The 16,244-nt window shown below is 35.7% G+C and carries 17 protein-coding genes and 1 tRNA gene; 5 read left to right on the top strand and 13 right to left on the bottom strand.

Annotated features, from left to right (window positions below):
* Window positions 1-34 precede the first annotated feature (34 nt).
* Window positions 35-475: a hypothetical protein gene (locus tag EL165_RS12285; protein ID WP_002976690.1), complete on the top strand. Its 441-nt coding sequence runs from the start codon at window positions 35-37 to the stop codon at window positions 473-475.
* A gap of 761 nt (window positions 476-1,236) precedes the next feature.
* Here EL165_RS12285 and EL165_RS12280 read toward each other — a convergent pair.
* From EL165_RS12280 to thrA, 9 genes are all read right to left on the bottom strand, one after another.
* Window positions 1,237-1,464 (bottom strand): hypothetical protein, encoded by a 228-nt coding sequence (locus EL165_RS12280; protein WP_002976691.1) that lies wholly within the window; start codon window positions 1,462-1,464, stop codon window positions 1,237-1,239.
* 549 nt (window positions 1,465-2,013) lie between these two features.
* On the bottom strand, window positions 2,014-2,457 hold the full coding sequence (locus EL165_RS12275) for a CPBP family intramembrane glutamic endopeptidase (protein ID WP_002976693.1): 444 nt from the start codon (window positions 2,455-2,457) through the stop codon (window positions 2,014-2,016).
* Window positions 2,458-2,540: 83 nt separating this feature from the next.
* A tRNA-Cys gene (locus tag EL165_RS12270) sits at window positions 2,541-2,611 on the bottom strand.
* Between the two features lie 57 nt (window positions 2,612-2,668).
* A complete protein-coding gene (locus EL165_RS12265; RefSeq protein ID WP_002976695.1) occupies window positions 2,669-3,175 on the bottom strand; it encodes an RDD family protein in 507 nt (168 codons plus the stop codon).
* 33 nt (window positions 3,176-3,208) lie between these two features.
* The gene (locus EL165_RS12260) at window positions 3,209-4,573 is read right to left on the bottom strand and encodes a DUF4403 family protein (protein ID WP_002976698.1); all 1,365 of its coding nucleotides are present in this window, start codon (window positions 4,571-4,573) and stop codon (window positions 3,209-3,211) included.
* A 36-nt stretch (window positions 4,574-4,609) separates the two neighbouring features.
* Window positions 4,610-4,978 carry a dihydroneopterin aldolase gene (gene folB, locus EL165_RS12255; protein ID WP_002976699.1) on the bottom strand — a complete coding sequence of 123 codons (369 nt, stop codon included), beginning with the start codon at window positions 4,976-4,978 and terminating at the stop codon, window positions 4,610-4,612.
* Window positions 4,979-4,982: 4 nt separating this feature from the next.
* A complete protein-coding gene (gene thrC / locus EL165_RS12250) occupies window positions 4,983-6,287 on the bottom strand; it encodes a threonine synthase (protein ID WP_002976701.1) in 1,305 nt (434 codons plus the stop codon).
* Between the two features lie 6 nt (window positions 6,288-6,293).
* Window positions 6,294-7,220 carry a homoserine kinase gene (locus EL165_RS12245; RefSeq protein ID WP_002976703.1) on the bottom strand — a complete coding sequence of 309 codons (927 nt, stop codon included), beginning with the start codon at window positions 7,218-7,220 and terminating at the stop codon, window positions 6,294-6,296.
* Window positions 7,221-7,229: 9 nt separating this feature from the next.
* A complete protein-coding gene (thrA, locus tag EL165_RS12240; RefSeq protein WP_002976705.1) occupies window positions 7,230-9,677 on the bottom strand; it encodes a bifunctional aspartate kinase/homoserine dehydrogenase I in 2,448 nt (815 codons plus the stop codon).
* A gap of 333 nt (window positions 9,678-10,010) precedes the next feature.
* Here thrA and EL165_RS26650 point away from each other — a divergent pair, with 333 nt between their 5' ends.
* The 3 genes from EL165_RS26650 to EL165_RS12235 are packed head-to-tail and all read left to right on the top strand — an operon-like array spanning window position 10,011 to window position 10,674.
* The gene (locus EL165_RS26650; RefSeq protein WP_002976707.1) at window positions 10,011-10,205 is read left to right on the top strand and encodes a bacteriocin-like protein; all 195 of its coding nucleotides are present in this window, start codon (window positions 10,011-10,013) and stop codon (window positions 10,203-10,205) included.
* Window positions 10,206-10,258: 53 nt separating this feature from the next.
* The gene (locus EL165_RS25835; protein WP_157967441.1) at window positions 10,259-10,429 is read left to right on the top strand and encodes a bacteriocin-like protein; all 171 of its coding nucleotides are present in this window, start codon (window positions 10,259-10,261) and stop codon (window positions 10,427-10,429) included.
* A 38-nt stretch (window positions 10,430-10,467) separates the two neighbouring features.
* Window positions 10,468-10,674: a hypothetical protein gene (locus EL165_RS12235; RefSeq protein WP_126358633.1), complete on the top strand. Its 207-nt coding sequence runs from the start codon at window positions 10,468-10,470 to the stop codon at window positions 10,672-10,674.
* An 83-nt stretch (window positions 10,675-10,757) separates the two neighbouring features.
* Here the strand turns inward: EL165_RS12235 and nadA are convergent, their stop codons facing one another.
* The 3 genes from nadA to EL165_RS12220 all read right to left on the bottom strand — a co-directional run bounded on the left by nadA (window position 10,758) and on the right by EL165_RS12220 (window position 13,388).
* The gene (gene nadA, locus EL165_RS12230; protein WP_002976710.1) at window positions 10,758-11,777 is read right to left on the bottom strand and encodes a quinolinate synthase NadA; all 1,020 of its coding nucleotides are present in this window, start codon (window positions 11,775-11,777) and stop codon (window positions 10,758-10,760) included.
* Between the two features lie 104 nt (window positions 11,778-11,881).
* Window positions 11,882-12,445, bottom strand: coding sequence for a guanylate kinase (gmk, locus tag EL165_RS12225; protein WP_002976713.1), 564 nt, complete (start codon window positions 12,443-12,445; stop codon window positions 11,882-11,884).
* An 85-nt stretch (window positions 12,446-12,530) separates the two neighbouring features.
* Window positions 12,531-13,388: a YicC family protein gene (locus EL165_RS12220; protein WP_002976716.1), complete on the bottom strand. Its 858-nt coding sequence runs from the start codon at window positions 13,386-13,388 to the stop codon at window positions 12,531-12,533.
* A gap of 301 nt (window positions 13,389-13,689) precedes the next feature.
* Between EL165_RS12220 and miaA the strand changes: the two genes are divergently transcribed.
* Window positions 13,690-14,610, top strand: a complete 921-nt coding sequence (gene miaA / locus EL165_RS12215; RefSeq protein WP_002976717.1) for a tRNA (adenosine(37)-N6)-dimethylallyltransferase MiaA — start codon at window positions 13,690-13,692, stop codon at window positions 14,608-14,610.
* Window positions 14,611-14,807: 197 nt separating this feature from the next.
* Here the strand turns inward: miaA and EL165_RS12210 are convergent, their stop codons facing one another.
* Window positions 14,808-16,220: an efflux transporter outer membrane subunit gene (locus EL165_RS12210; protein WP_002976719.1), complete on the bottom strand. Its 1,413-nt coding sequence runs from the start codon at window positions 16,218-16,220 to the stop codon at window positions 14,808-14,810.
* Window positions 16,221-16,244 lie beyond the last annotated feature (24 nt).

Genomic DNA, 16,244 nt, shown 5'->3' with positions numbered 1-16,244 from the left:
GTTGATTATTTTTGAAGACCAAATTACTTTTAATATGAAAAAATCAATTTTTACAGTTTCAGCATGTATTGGATTGCTGGCTGTTGCAACTTCGTTTTCCTCCGCGGAAATAGTAGAGAATAATAAAAATGGTGCAGAACTATCTGATACAGCAACAAAAACGCAGACTTATAAAATCCGGTATGGACTTCTTTCAAAAAGCGGTACTAAAATTCTTTCGGGCAATTATGACGTAGGAAGTTTTCTTGCTGAAAATATGGCTACAGGAGAAGTATATGATACTTATTATAGTGGTGGATTCCAGTCGGTTCCGCAATACTATGATGGCCTTCCTGCAGGAACCTATACTTTTTCTGCCATGCAGGGTCAAGGTGGCTGGGTAGGGTATGGAACGGTAGTTGCTACTGTTTCGGATGCGCAGGTAGATTCGGATGGATATATTACAGTGTATATTCCGATCATTTGGGAAGAATAGACCTTGTGAACCCGAAAATATTTAGTTAAATTTACCTGTTCTTGAAATGAATATTATTAATTCATTTATAATTACTATTGATTTGTGTTATTTAATTATATTTTGTATTAAATAAATACTAATACGTTTTATTTATATAATATTTATTTTCTTCAGGATGAAGTCTGGATTCTTAGAGAAGTATTCATCATTCAATTTACTTATTGTATATGTTTTCAGTGTTTGAAAATGTAATAATAAAGATATGTTGCAATGACTCTACAATATTCTGTTTGGATTTTTCTAAATAGATTTTTTTCATCATTTGTGTTTTTTAGGCCTCCTAAGGGAGGCTTTTCTTTTATAGCTTTTATGATTCTACGCATATGTATGTTGGTCCGGAAAACGTATTTTTACTACATGCATTTTCGTTCCATATTTATCAAAATGGTTTCTTGTTCCGAGAAGCCATTTATTATATGTGAATATCTATCCTTGAAGAATTAAAATACGATATGTATTGGAGAAAAATTTGTAAACTATCAAAAAGGATGAGAATGGTAATCTCACCTTTTGATTATTGTCTCTTTTTGATAAATAACGAATATTCTATATTTAAAAGAAATAATAATTTTATGATTGTACTCATAAAATTAAAAAAAAGACTGATTTATCTTTGATAAAGAATTAATAGATAAAATAATTTTTATCTCTGATATAAAATTTTTTTTCATCATTTGTGTTTTTTGAGGCCTCCATTTCTGGGGGCTTTTTATTTTAATTTATACATCAAAGAGTAGTCTGCCATCAAAGGGGCTATCCCAAACAATATAGATTTTGTTATCAGATCTTCGTAATGGCGCCTGAACAACTTCATATTTTCCTTGTTCTGTCAGTTTTTCTACAATAAGATTAACTCCTTCTCCTATTTCACCAATTGTATATTCCAACTGATATTCTTTTTCATTGGTTTTTGTGAAATCTTCTTTATTAAAAATTTTTTCTGCCATGATGATTTAATTTTAAGAGGGTTCATTTATTTAAAGAACAAAAGTGTGCCAATTTGATAGTTAAAATTTTTTTGTGGCCGATCAAGTTATTTTAGAAAAAAATTATGTCCTGAATGTAAATTTTATTTTATTAAAATGTAAATTATTTTTTTTTTAATACTTTTGCGGGAGCGTTAGATTTATCTGAAATTATTATAGGTAATTATGAAGCTGTTTTTAAAGTATCAATATAATTGGTTTAAAATACTGAATTGATAAAAATGGTGCCTCGTAAATAAATGAATTTTTTTTCTTAAAATTGAAATTCTTGGCACGATTTTTCAATATAGAAATGTAACTCATGTTTAATTTGAGTTTTCATGGTTATTAGTTTTTATCCTCGGAATTTCCGGGGATTTTTTTTGTCCTAATTATGACCTTGCTCATAAACGTACCTTGGTAAATCATTTATCTTTGGGTAAGATAATTTTATCCACCATTACTTTTTGCATTATTTACCAAGCTCTTCGGGATCAATGAGGAGCTTGTTTTATGAATAATAAGGGAAATTCACATTATAAATAAAAAGCCATAAAGATTGAATAATGCGTGGAAGAGTACCGTTAGAACAAAACTGTATTTAGGAATGTGTTTATGGTAATAAATATAAAAGTTATTTAAAATAATGCCTCCAAAGAATGTCATTACGATGTAGAGCCAGTTATAATAATGCATTGATGCGAAAATGGTACTCATAATAAGGATGCAAAATGCTTTATTGTCGAGCCTTATCCATTTGCTTAAAATCAAATAGGGGAGATACTGAAATATAAAAGTTTCAATAAGTGGGGCAATGAATATGGCAATAAAGTTTAATTCATTTTTTGAGATATTTTGAGACTTATTGTAATTGACATCAAAATGTAAGTAGGTGTCATTAATATAATTGAAAAAATACCCATTAAGAACTGCCAAGACAAAAGAAATCAGAAAGAAGAGGATTAACTTTTTCATAGTAGTTTTGTTGGGAAAAATAGAGTTAAATATTAAAATGACGAAAACAAAAAAACCTCTAAATAACTTAGAGGTTTTTTCTGAGGTACCTAGCGGATTCGAACCGCTGTAGATGGTGTTGCAGACCACTGCCTAGCCGCTCGGCCAAAGTACCATTTTTACCATTTTCAGGTGTGCAAATATAGTAAAATTTCTTTATGCACAAAAGCTTTTAAGCAATTTCTTTCTTTCCAAGATCCTCAATTTCTCTTTTTGCTTGAATTTCAGCCTGATAATTTTTTATGTTAATTACTCTTGTTTCACTCCATTTATCGTGCCAGCCGTTTTCTCCGAAAAAAGAAAGAGAATTGAAAGGCACCATTCGGTAAAAAATACGCCCTACTATTTGTAATGGTGTGGGAGGATTTCCATCTATACTGATGACTTTTGTTCCGGTAATATATTTTGCAACGGTCTTTCCCAAATAATATTCCATGAAAAAGAAATAGGAGAAATAGACAAAAAAGTAAGAAATAATAATGGAAATGGCCACACTTGTATCATTATCAAGATCTTCTTCATAAATCACTTCTCCAAAAACAATAGTATAAAACAATGTAAAGGCGAAGAAGAATGTGTAAAATATAAACTGAATAAAGATCCTATCCAGAAAATAATTAAGAAATCTTGTACCGGTAGACGCTTTATGTCTATCAACAACAATTAAATATTTTCTCATGTTAATGTTATTAGTTTTTAGTTTTTTGAAATTTTAAAATCCGTTGACGAGGAGTTTTAATGAAGCATTCGTATCAATAACGGCAGTGATACCTGTATTGCTGAGTAAAATTTTACTAGGTTTAAGATTGAAAACTTTGCCATTCATTTTTAAGCCTTTATAATACTCCTTATTAAAGGTTTCTTCGATACTTTTTTTCGAATTTTCTTCCAATTCCTGGGTTGGGATGCCATATTCTTCCTCAATCATTTTTACAATTTTTCCCTGGAACAGAAGAGAAGCCGTTTTCTGCAGAATATTGTTGGTTTTCAGCTTAAATTTCGTTTCTGATAAAACAATTTTTCTTTTCGTTTCATCATACACCGGAATTCCTGAAATAATGGACGTTCCTTTTATGTAGCCATCTGTTTGAGCTTCAATGACCACTCTGTTATCTACACCATAAACTCTGATGTCCGTTACTTTTACTTTAGAATCACGTACGTCAAATTCTTTGTTCAGGAAAGTTTTTCTGGCCATATTACTTGCTTCTGTAAAAGGAATATTGGCTGTGGTCTGCAAGATAAACTTATCTGCAACAGCAGGTGTTGTATTAAAATTGGCAACGCTGGTTACCGGGGAAGAGGCAGCCGGTTTACTTCCGGTGAAAGTTTCGGAATAGATATCAACACCAAGCGTAGCGTTGATCTGATTTCCATAAAATTTCAGAGGGGTAATATTAACTCCTACCGGGCTTACTTTCAGCCATGTATTGTATTCTTCAGAGATATTGAAAGGCTGCAGAAAAGTATTCCAGGCCATTAGGGCGTATTGCTGGAAGTTCAGTTGTGTTGCCATTTGCTGATCTATTGTTTTGCAGAATTTCTCCTGTTGCTCTTTTAAGCTTTTTTCAACCAGAGGGGTAATAGGAATCTGTATTCTTCCATAATCAAGAACAGGTTTGGTTACCCATCTGAAGCCATTGGGACGGGTGTTTGTAGTAATGGTCCAGTTATTTTTAAAAGTAACTGTTGTATTGAAAGACATTACCGTTTCAAAAGTGGTATTCTGATACGTGTATACTCCTAATGTACCAATTCCTTTTTCTGCCCATATTTTTAAAGGAACCTCAATCAGTAAATTCTGGTTTGTTCCACCTACCAGGCGGATAGGTCTTGTTTTCCAGACTTTTACCTTAAACTGATCATTATTATTGTCTGTATAAGAGTCATCCTGATAAACAAGATCTTTCACAGAAGCATTGATCATATTGCTCAACTCAGAAAGAGGGATGGTCACAGGCATTGTGATACTGGACTTTATCTTTGGAAAGTTGTAAGCCGCCAACTGGTTATCAACGCCTGTCTGACCAAAAGCGCTGATCCATGTTACTAAAAATAATATTTTGAAAAATTTCAATTTGTATGTTTTTTTTAATCAACGAAAATAAGAATTTTAATTTTCCGGTTTAAAACTCTTTTCCAGCTCAATGCTTGCCCCTTTCATTTCTCCCTGCATAGGAGGTGCTGTTTTGGTGATTTTTAATTTAATATAATCAACCTGTGGAAAGCTGCTGTGAATTTTTGTAATCATTCTTCCGGCTACATGTTCCAGTAATCTGGATTTTATTTTCATTTCGCTGTGAAGGATGTCATTGATGTCGGCATAGCTTATAGTGTCATGCAGATCATCGGATTCTGCTGCTTTCCACAGATCGGTATGAAGTTCTACGTTCAGAATATAATACGTTCCGATAATATTTTCTTCCGGAAGTACACCATGGTACGCATATATTTTTACATCTTCAAGATATATTTTGCTCATTGTTTCAGATTTTATGAAGCAAAAATCGTCTTAATTCTTCAAAATCTGAATTTATTTCTACAGTTTTTTTCTCCTTTTTCATCAACTCATTCAACGACGCCGGTATTTCAATCCGGGTATGTATCGCTTTTTCAACCGCATCAGGGAATTTTACCGGATGGGCTGTCCCGAGGATAAATCCCTTTTGTTCCGGATTTTCTTGCAGGTACTGTGTAATGGCAGCATAGGCAACGGCACTGTGGGGTTCCAGAATATATCCATGTTTCTGATAAACTTCTGTGATGGTATTCATCGTTTGGTCATCATGAATGGAATACGCAGAAATTTTATTTTTTAAGGTTTCAAATTGGTATCCGAAAAGCTCTAGAATTCTTACAAAATTGCTTGGGTTGCCTACATCCATAGCATTGGATAGGGTAGCTACAGTTTTTTGTGGTTGGTAATTCTGAGTTTTAAAATAATCAGGAATGACATGATTAGCATTACAGGCAGCAATAAAATGGCTGGCAGGCAACCCTCTGAAATGAGCCAGAAGTCCGGCGCAGATATTTCCGAAGTTTCCGCTGGGTACACAGATTACGGGCTGTTCCTTATACTGCTGAATCCACTGTTTTAAAGCAATTAAATAATAAATTTGCTGGGGAAGCCATCTGGCAACATTGATAGAATTGGCAGAGGTCAGAAATAACTGATTATTGATTTCTTCGTCTGAAAACGCCTGTTTAACAAGGTTCTGACAGTCATCAAAGCTTCCGTTTACTTCCAGTGCAGAAATATTTTCTCCTAATGCTGTCAACTGTTTTTCCTGAACACGACTTACCCTGTTTTTAGGATAAAGAATGACTACGTTGATTTGTGGAATTTTATAAAAACCATTGGCAACGGCACCTCCAGTATCTCCGGAAGTGGCTACAAGAACAGTTACTTTTTTCTGCTCATCTTTCAGAAAATAAGACAGACAGCGGCTCATAAATCTTGCTCCAATATCTTTAAAGGCAAGAGTAGGCCCATGAAACAATTCTAAAATGGCTATCTGCTCACTGATTTTTACCAATGGGATCTCAAAACTGACAGTTTCCGCTACAATTTGTTTGAGTATTTCTGAAGGAATCTCGTTTCCGACAAAGTCTTTCATACATCTGTATGCAATTTCTTCATCAGAATATTGATGAAGATTCCGGATAAATTCTTCGTCAAGCTGAGGAATACTTTCCGGGAAAAATAATCCTTTTTCTTTTCCCTGGCCTTTTATAGTTGCTTCTTTGAAATTTATTTTTTCCAGAGAATCTTTTAAGTTATAATATTTCATTTTGTTTTATTTTTCTTCAATGATTTGAATTCCTGCCGGATTTATTTTTGAGACATATACAAAACTTTCTATTTCAATTTCATCATAGACTGATTTCATCATCTGAGCCATTTTTTCTGCCGTTTCTTTTTTTTCTGACAGCATGAAAATGGAAGGCCCCGAACCGGAAATACCGCCTCCCAAAGCACCTAGCTGTAAACTCATCTCTTTGATGTGGTCAAATTTCGGAATGAGAATACTACGGATTGGCTCTACAATGACATCATTGAGGCTTCGTCCAATTAATGGGATATCGTTTTTTTCAATTCCTGCTATCAGTCCTGCTATATTTCCCCATTGTTCAACAGCACTTTTTAAAGTGATATTTTTCTTTAAAATCTGCCTGGCATCTGAAGTTTTAACTTCCACCTGGGGATGTACAGCGGTTACAAACAGATCAGGACTGTTCAGCGGAATAATATCAATCGGGTTTGTTGATTTTACCAGGGTAATTCCTCCATAAATACAGGGTGCAATATTATCTGCATGTCGTACACCTGAAGCGAGTTCTTCTCCAAACATGGCAAAATGAACCATTTCTTCCTTTGTTAACTTGTTTCCTAATAGTAGATTGGCCCCAAAGGCAGCTCCGGCGGCACTTGCCGCACTGGAGCCGAGCCCGCTTCCAGGCTTGATGTGTTTATGGATGATTACTTCGAAACCTGTTTTCAGATTAAAATATTCCTGGATTTTTAATAGTACGATTCCCGCAACATTTCCGGAAGGCTCTTCAGGAAGTCCGAAAGCGTCGGTATGTTTTATGATAATGTCCGGAGTGTCCAGCAGTCTGAATTCCATCTCATCATAAGGTTCATGTACGGCCATTCCAAGAATATCGAATCCGCAAACCAGATTGGCAACAGTAGCCGGCACTTTTAATTTTATTTTTTTCATAGTATTATTTTAAATAGAACGGATTATATCTGCAAAAACTCCGCTTGCTGTTACATCAGCTCCGGCACCTGCTCCTTTTACAACCAATGGTTGTTCAGAATATCTCAAGGTTTTGAAAATGACAATATTATCTTTACCATAAAGATGAAACAGATCACTTTCGGGAGCAATATGCTGTAATCCCACCTTAGCTTTTCCATCTTCAAACTCTGCAACATATTTTAGTATTTTACCTTCGTTTTTGGCGTTATTTAGTAAGTTTTTAAAATGATCTTCATACGTTGTAAGCTTTTCATAAAAATTATCAACACTTCCCTCCATGCATTCTTCCGGTAGAAAACTGATATTTTCAATTTCTTCAAACTGAAGCGGATATCCTGCCTCTCTTGCCAGAATTAAAATTTTTCTTGCCACATCCTTTCCGGAAAGATCAAGTCTCGGATCCGGTTCTGTGTATCCTTCCTTCTGAGCCTGTGCTACCACTTCAGAAAATGTTCTGCTGCCGTCATACTCATTAAAGACAAAATTCAATGTTCCACTTAATACAGCTTTAATAGATTGGATTTTATCTCCGCTTTTGATCAGGTCGTTAATGGTTCCTATAACCGGAAGCCCGGCACCTACATTGGTTTCAAAATAAAAATTGCAGTTGTGATTTCTTGCAGTGTCTTTTAATGTTTTATATTGTTTAAAATCTGAAGAAGCTGCAATTTTATTACAGGCAACAATATTCACACTTCTCTTCAGTAAACTTTCATAAATTTCCGGAACATCAGCACTTGCCGTTACATCAACAAAAACAGAGTTCCTCAGATTCCTGCGGATGATTTCTTCAGCAAATTTTCCGGCAGAAGCTTTTTGTCCCTGCTGATCCCAGGTAAGGTAATTTTCTTCAGATATCCCCTGATCCGCAAATAGCATATGTTGACTGTTGGAAATTCCTGCAATTCTCAGATTGATTAAAAAATTTTCCTTTAAATAATCATTCTGATTATAAATTTGCTGGACCAGTTTTGAACCTACATTCCCTGTTCCGCAGATATAAAGATGGATCTGCTTGATTTCAGATTCAAAGAATTCTTCATGAAGTACATTCACCGCTTTTTTACTGTCTTTTTCTGAAATGACAATACTGATATTTCTTTCAGAGGATCCCTGTGCAATAGCCCTTATATTGATGCCGTTATTTCCGAGACATCCAAACATCTTTGCGCTGACTCCGCTTCTGCTTTTCATATTTTCTCCTACTAAAGCCACAATGGAAAGACCGGTCTCAATTTTTACAGGAAAAACTCTTTTCAGGTTGATATCATCAGCAAAGGAACTGTTGATTGAATATTCAGCCCGTAAAGCATCTTTTTCTTCAATGGCGACAGTAATGGAATGTTCTGAAGATCCTTGGGTAATCAGAATTATATTTATTTTTTCCTGACTTAAGCATTGGAATAATTTTGCCGAAATACCGGGAATTCCAACCATTCCGCTGCCTTCCAGGGTAAGCAGGGCAATATGGTTCATATTTGAAATTCCTACCGCAACCTGCCTTTCATTCTCAAAAGATTTAAGCTGATGAGAAATTAAAGTTCCCTGAGCATCAGGATCAAACGTGTTTTTGATGATCAGATCAATATTTTTAACCATAACAGGCTGAATGGAAGGTGGATAAAGCACTTTTGCTCCAAAGTGGGACAGCTCCATTGCTTCATGATAAGATATTTCTGAAATAGGCTTGGCATTGGAAGCAAGACGGGGATCTGCAGTCATCATTCCGCTGACGTCAGTCCATATCTGAAGCTCTTCCGCATGAACAGAAGCTGCAATGATAGAAGCTGTGTAATCTGAACCGCCCCTTCCCAGTGTTGTCGCATTATTTTTTTCATCGCTGGCTATAAAACCCGGGCCTACAATGATACGGTTCTGATTTTCATTGAGAAAACTGACAATATTCTTTTCAGTACAACCCAAATCTACTTTGGCATGAGTGAAATTACTGTCTGTTCTGATAAGGTCTGCGGAATTCATCCACACACAGTCCAGTTCTTGATGCTGTAGTCTTGCGGTAATAATTTTGGAAGACAGAAATTCTCCGTAAGAAGCAATTTTATCTTTGATTCTGCAGGTAAGCTCACCAAGAACAGAGATTCCGTTACAAAGGTCTTCAATATCATTAAAATGTTTCTTCACAAAACTCAGCCATGAACTTTGTTCTGCAATAGGAAAAAGTTCTTTCACTAAGTTAATATGTTTTTCCTCAAGGTTTTGAATGATCTGAATATACTTTTCATCTTTTACAGAAGCATTTTCAGCTGCTTTGATCAATTGATCTGTAACACCATGAAGCGCTGATACAATTACGACAACTCTGTTTTTTACAGATTCACTTTTTATGATTTTTTCCACCAGTAAGATATTTTGAGAATGAGCGACTGATGTTCCGCCGAATTTTAAAACTTTCATCAATTATTTATTTGAAGTTGGATAAAAAGAAGTAGTTACTCTTTGAAAAAAGAGTACGGGTACCGGAAATAATATGTGAAAATTTACCCCGTTATGGGGTAGTTGTTGTAGTTGTGAATGTAGAAACAGAAGATATGCCTGAAATAAGCGATTTCAGGGCAGAAATATCAGATATGTTTCTTAATAAATTCATTGTAACGGAACAAATGTACAAATTATTTTGAAACGGCCAACTTTTTAATACTATAAAATTTATTTCCTTTTTTAGAGATATATTTGTTGTAATTGATTAAAAATCTTATATTTAGGATTCTAACTATAATAAATGTAACCATGAAAAATTTTAAAAAAGTGAATCGCAAAAATCTAAAATCTATCAGTGGAGGAGATGTGAATGATTGTTTTGAGTATTGTCCAGCGGGGCCATATGGACCAGGTGAACCAAAGTCGTGTGCAGATTATCACGCCTTACCACCATGCTGTAAAGGAAGAGTACTGGTTAGTTTTGAATGTTTTGATCCGTATTGATTTTTAATCCATAAACAATAATAATCTTATTTCTAATCTTAAAATTAAAACGTATGAAAACAATTAAAAAATTATCACGTGAACAAAAGAAAAGTATCACCGGAGGATTCACTGATATCCAGATTGAAGCTTGTGGTGGTGAACAGTTTGTATGTTTCCGCGGAGGTGGACAATGGGGATGCTGGCGGAAACCGGGAGGAACCTGTTATGCACCCATGCTATAAGTATTGGTATGTTAAATCAGTTAAAAATTAAAATGACTATGAAAAATATAAAGAAATTAAACCGAAAAGAGCTTGAAAGAATAAACGGAGCCGGCCCGTCAAGATGTGCAGGATGTCCGCAGAATGCTACATTTGGAGATGGTCCGGGGTATCAGTATTCCTGTGCTGCATATCAGGGACTTCCTGATTATTGTAAGATGTGTGTTCTGGTGAGCATAGAATGCGTGGACGGAGGAGTATCTTAAACTAAATATTTGTAAGATAATAAGAAAGCACTGTGAAGAACAGTGCTTTATTTTTTTAACAATTGTCTGGAATGAACCAAAAATTATTTTATACTTTTAGAAAGATCAAGCATGGCTTCAATAGGCTTCAATGCTTTTAATCTTAATTCTTCGTCGATAAGAATTTCAGGAAGCTCATACTTCATGCACAGATACAATTTTTCCATGGTATTACGTTTCATGTAAAAACATTCTGAACAGTTGCAGCTTTCGTCAAAAACCAGAGCAGGGATCAATTCCTTGTGAGGAGCGCGTTTTTTCATTTCGTGAAGAATTCCTTCTTCTGTAGCGATAATGAATTTCTGGCAGTCGTCTTTTTCCACATAATTCAGCAAGGCAGAAGTAGAACCTATAAAATGAGCCAGCTTTAAAACAGCTTCTTCACTTTCAGGGTGGGCAATTAGTTTTGCATCCGGATTGTCTGCCAATTGCTGTGCAATTCTTTCCATTGAAAAAGCTTCGTGTACTACACAGCTTCCATCCCAAAGGATCATATCACGTCCTGTTTTTTTAGATAAATATCTTCCCAGGTTTTTGTCCGGAGCAAAGATAATTGGTCTGTCTTTCGGAAGGGCCTCAATAACTGTTTCCGCATTGGAGCTTGTTACGATAATATCACTTTCTGCTTTGGTTTCCGCATTACAGTTGATGTAAGTGGCAATTAAAGCATTCGGGTGTTGCTCACGCATTTTTCTCAGTCCTTCTCCGGAACAACCGTCTGCCAGTGAGCATCCTGCCATGGTGTCAGGAAGAACTACTTTTTTGGTCGGGTTCAGAATTTTAGCGGCTTCTGCCATGAAATGTACTCCGCAGAATACGATCATATCAGCATTAGTGTCTTTTGCCTGTCTTGCCAGCTGTAAAGAATCTCCAAGAAAATCAGCGATATCCTGAATTTCTCCCGGCTGGTAGTAATGGGCCAGAATAACAGCATTCTTTTCCTCTTTAAGCTTAAGAATGGCTTTCACCAGTTCTTCTCCCTGAGGAATAGCAATATCTTTTATATCCAGAAATCCCCTTACAGGAATTGCAGATTTAGCTTTTTCTAATGTTTCGGTACTCATATCAACCTCAATTTTTTATTATCAGAAGCTAGAGGTTAGAAATTAGAAGTTAGATTTTGAGAGTATTTGATTACTTCCATCTTCTGGCTTCTATCTTCCAGCCATTAATTACTGATAAAACTTTTTATTAAACTTTCTATTTCTTTTTTAGCGGTATCAAGATCTTCATTGATCACGATCTTATCAAACTCGCCGGCGTAGGTCATTTCTTCTGATGCCTTCGCTACACGGGTTTTTATAGTTTCTGCATCATCTGTATTTCTGGAAATCAATCTTCGTTCCAGCTCTTCAATGGAAGGTGGTTCTATAAAAATAGACAAGGCCTTTTCGCCGAAGTATTTTTTTAGTGAAATACCTCCTTTTACATCTACATCAAAAATAACAACTTTTCCCTGATTCCAGATTTTTTCCACTTCAGATTTTAAAGTACCGTAATATTTATCAGTGTATACTTCTTCATATTCCACAAAAGCATCTTCAGAAATTTTCTGTCTGAACTCATCCGGGGTCAGGAAATGATAATCTACCGCATGAACTTCGCTTCCTCTCGGTTGTCTTGTTGTACATGAAATAGAAAATTCCAGTTCTGGAAATGTTTCCAGTGAATGCTTTACCAATGTAGTTTTTCCGCTTCCTGATGGTGCTGAAAATATAATTACTTTATCCATTTTTTTGATTTCGGGTTACGGGTTTCGAGTTTGGTGTTGCATTCTTAGAAATAAGAATCACGCACCTCGTACCTCGTATCTATCTTTACAATACGTTTAACGTTTGTTCTTTAATTTTTTCAAGGTCATCTTTCATCATCACAACCAACTTCTGGATTTCTGCGTGATTGGCTTTAGATCCAAGCGTATTGATCTCCCTCCCGATTTCCTGAGAGATGAAACCCAGTTTTTTTCCATTGAAAGATTCGTTGTCCATTACTTCTTTATAATATTTCAAGTGCTGGGCAAGTCTTACTTTTTCTTCAGAAATATCGAGCTTTTCAGTGAAATAGGCCATTTCCTGATAGAAACGTGTTTCGTCAACATTTTCAAATTCTTTCAAAGATTTCTGATAACGTTCTTTCACGCTGACAATTCTTTCCTCCTCAAAAGGAATTACTTCCCCAAGATACTTATCAATATTCTGAATATTCCTGTTTAATTCTTCATGTAAAATACCACCTTCCGTTTTCCTGAATTCTTCAAATCTGTCTACGGCATTATTGACAATTTTAGCCAACGCTTCCCATTCACCTTCTGTAAGTTCATCAGGTCTTGAGGTAATGGCATCAGGAAGTCTTACTGCCATTTTCAGGTATTCAAAATCGGGACCGTCAGAAGCTATGTTTTTAAGTTCGTTGATATAAGAGTCTATTAAATTTTTATTGATTTTTACATCATTGGACTCTTCAAGGTTCTCAATATTAACGTAGCAGTCTACTTTTCCACGGATAATTCTATCGTTAAGAATTTTTCTGATTTCAAATTCTTTTTCTTTGTAACGTAAAGGAATTTTTATATTCAAATCAAAGCTCTTGCTATTCAGAGATTTAATATCAATTGTAATTTTTTTTCCTTCAAAAACATCTTCGGCTCTACCGAATCCGGTCATTGATAAAATCATAGTTTTTTATTGTTCTACAAAGATAAACATTTAAGTCTATACTATAATACCATGAAACTTCAACATAAAATATATGATTATTCAATTTTAAATTGATTTAAACCATTACGTTTTGAATAAAGAAGTTAAGAATATTAAGATGAGCTTCGCTTTTTTAGCATAATACTTAAGGAAAACCTATTGGATTTTCTTCTTAATTAAACTTAACAGCTTAAATGTTCTTAATGGTTCAAAACAATTCGTAAATTTTTTGTATTTAAAAATAAAAATTCAAATAAGCATGTTTTCGTAAATTAGCGGGGTGAAAAAGAAAAATTTAATTTCTGTAGTAGGCCCCACCGGAATTGGTAAAACGAGGTTGGCAATTGATTTGGCCCAACATTTCAATACCGAGATTATTTCCTGTGATTCCCGTCAGTTTTTTAAAGAAATGAAAATAGGAACAGCTGCTCCTTCAGAAGAAGAACTGGCTGCCGCACCTCATCATTTTATAGGAAACCTTTCTGTGGAAGAATATTACTCTATCGGCCAGTATGAAGAAGATGCGCTTCAAAAACTCAATGAACTTTTTACCACTCATGACACTGTCATCCTTGTCGGTGGAAGTATGATGTATGAAAAAGCTGTGATAGAAGGTCTGCATGATTTGCCGGAAGCCAATGCTGAAAACCAGGAAAAGCTTCAGACAATGATGGAGCAGGAAGGAATTGAAAAGCTTCAGGAAATTTTACAAAATCTCAATCCCGAATATTTCAGTGTGGTGGATATTCACAATCACCGCAGACTTCTACGTGCTATTGACGTAATCTGGCAAACCAATACAAAATATTCTGAATTAATTGCAGTGTCACAAGATTCCAGAGATTTTAATGTGATCAGAATCGGAATTGAAGCTCCAAGGGAAGAACTGTATGACAGAATCAACCGCAGAGTGGATATTATGATGGAAAACGGATTGCTGGATGAGGTGAAAAGTCTTGAGAAATTCAAAGGATTGACGGCTTTACATACAGTAGGCTATGCTGAGCTGTTCAAATATTTTGACGGAGAGTGGGAGCTTGATTTTGCGGTTTCAGAAATTAAAAAGAATAGCCGCAGGTATGCGAAACGCCAGCTGACTTGGTACAGAAAGGCAGATGATATTCATTATTTACAGTTGGGATATTCTGAAAAAGACTTTGAAGATTTGCTGAAATGGATAGAGGAGCAGTTTGAAAAGTAAATACTGTTACATTATTAAATGACTTTAGAAGCTTTGAAAATATAGATTCCTACGGAATGACAAACTGGACGCTTAGTTTATCCATACAGTATGTCATTCCGTAGGAATCTAAGTTTATATTCATTGTAATAAACAGAAACAATACAAAAAATGCGGCTCTGAAAAGAACCGCACTTCAACAAATATAATTTAATTTACTACTTCCAACCGCCGCCTAAAGCTCTGTATAAATCTACAATGCTGCTTAATCTCTGTCTCTTAATGGAAGCCAGATTCAACTCTGCCTGTAGGAAATTCCCCTGTGCTGTAATCACTTCCAGGTAATTGGCTGAACCTCCTTTATATAAAAGCTGTGCACTTTTAATTCCGTCTTTCAGTGTAGTGGCCTGCTCTGTAGCTTTCTGTTCCTGAACTTTTAAATTCTCATTGGAAACCAATGCGTCAGCAACTTCACCCACCGCATTCAATACAGACTGACGGAACGCAAGAACATTTTTCTCTCTTTGAATTTTAGCTACTTCCAGATTTGTTTTCAATTGTCTTTTCTGGAAAATAGGCTGGGTAATTCCTCCTAAAACCGATCCGAATAACGAAGCCGGAATCTGGAACCAGTTATCAAATTTGAAGGAATTCACTCCTCCGTTAGCTGTAATTTTTAATGCCGGATACATATTGGCCTGAGCAATTCCTACCATGGCATTGGATTCTAATAAAACCAATTCCTGCTGACGAACGTCCGGTCTTCTGCTTACCATTGCTGCAGGAAGTCCGGCAGAAATGTTTTGTGGTAAGGAAGTATCAGACATTTCGAGCGTTCTGTTGACTTTATTAGGAAGTTCTCCCACCAGAATGCTCAATGCATTTTCCTGAATGGCAATATTCTGTTCCAGCTGGGCAATCAGAAGTTCTGTTGCCTGTTTTTGTGCAGCAGCCTGCTGTACTCCCAAAGAAGTATTATCGCCGCTTTCCCACATTTTTTGTGTCATTAATAGCGTATTGCTGGTCAGTTCCAGATTGGATTTTGCAATAGCCAGTTGTTTATCAAGCATCAGCAGGTTATAATATCCTTGAGCAATGGCTGCTACTACCTGAGTCTGGACTGCTTTTGAACCTTCATAAGTCTGAAGGTACTGCATTCTTGAAACTTCTTGCTGGTTTTTGATTTTTCCCCAGATATCAGCTTCCCATGAAAGGTTGAATGCTGCATTATAATCCTCAACATGGCTTGAGCCTAAAAATAAATTTAAGCTTTGCCCGTTCATGCTGTTTTTGGAAGGCCTTGAGATCTGTCCGCTTACTCCGAAACCTACATCCGGATATTGCATATATTTTGCCTGTTTCAGTTTTTCCTGTGAAGCCGCAACCTGCTTTAAGGCAATTTGAAGATCATAATTATTTTTAATTCCTTTTTCAATCAGTTCCTGTAAAATAGGATCGCTGAAAAACTGTTTCCACTCCAGGTTGGCGATGCTGGCAGTGTCGGCAGTTGCAGTATACTGAAACTTTTCCGGAAGCGGCAGATCAGGCTCCGTGTATGCCAGTTTTGACACACACGATACAGAGCCTATAGCCAGCGCAAAAGTTAGAATAATATTTTTTACTCGTTTCATAGTTTTTAAACTTTTAATTGAATA

Source organism: Chryseobacterium gleum, assembly GCF_900636535.1.
GTDB classification, from domain to species: domain Bacteria; phylum Bacteroidota; class Bacteroidia; order Flavobacteriales; family Weeksellaceae; genus Chryseobacterium; species Chryseobacterium gleum.
This window is presented reverse-complemented; position numbering and strand designations above follow the sequence as displayed.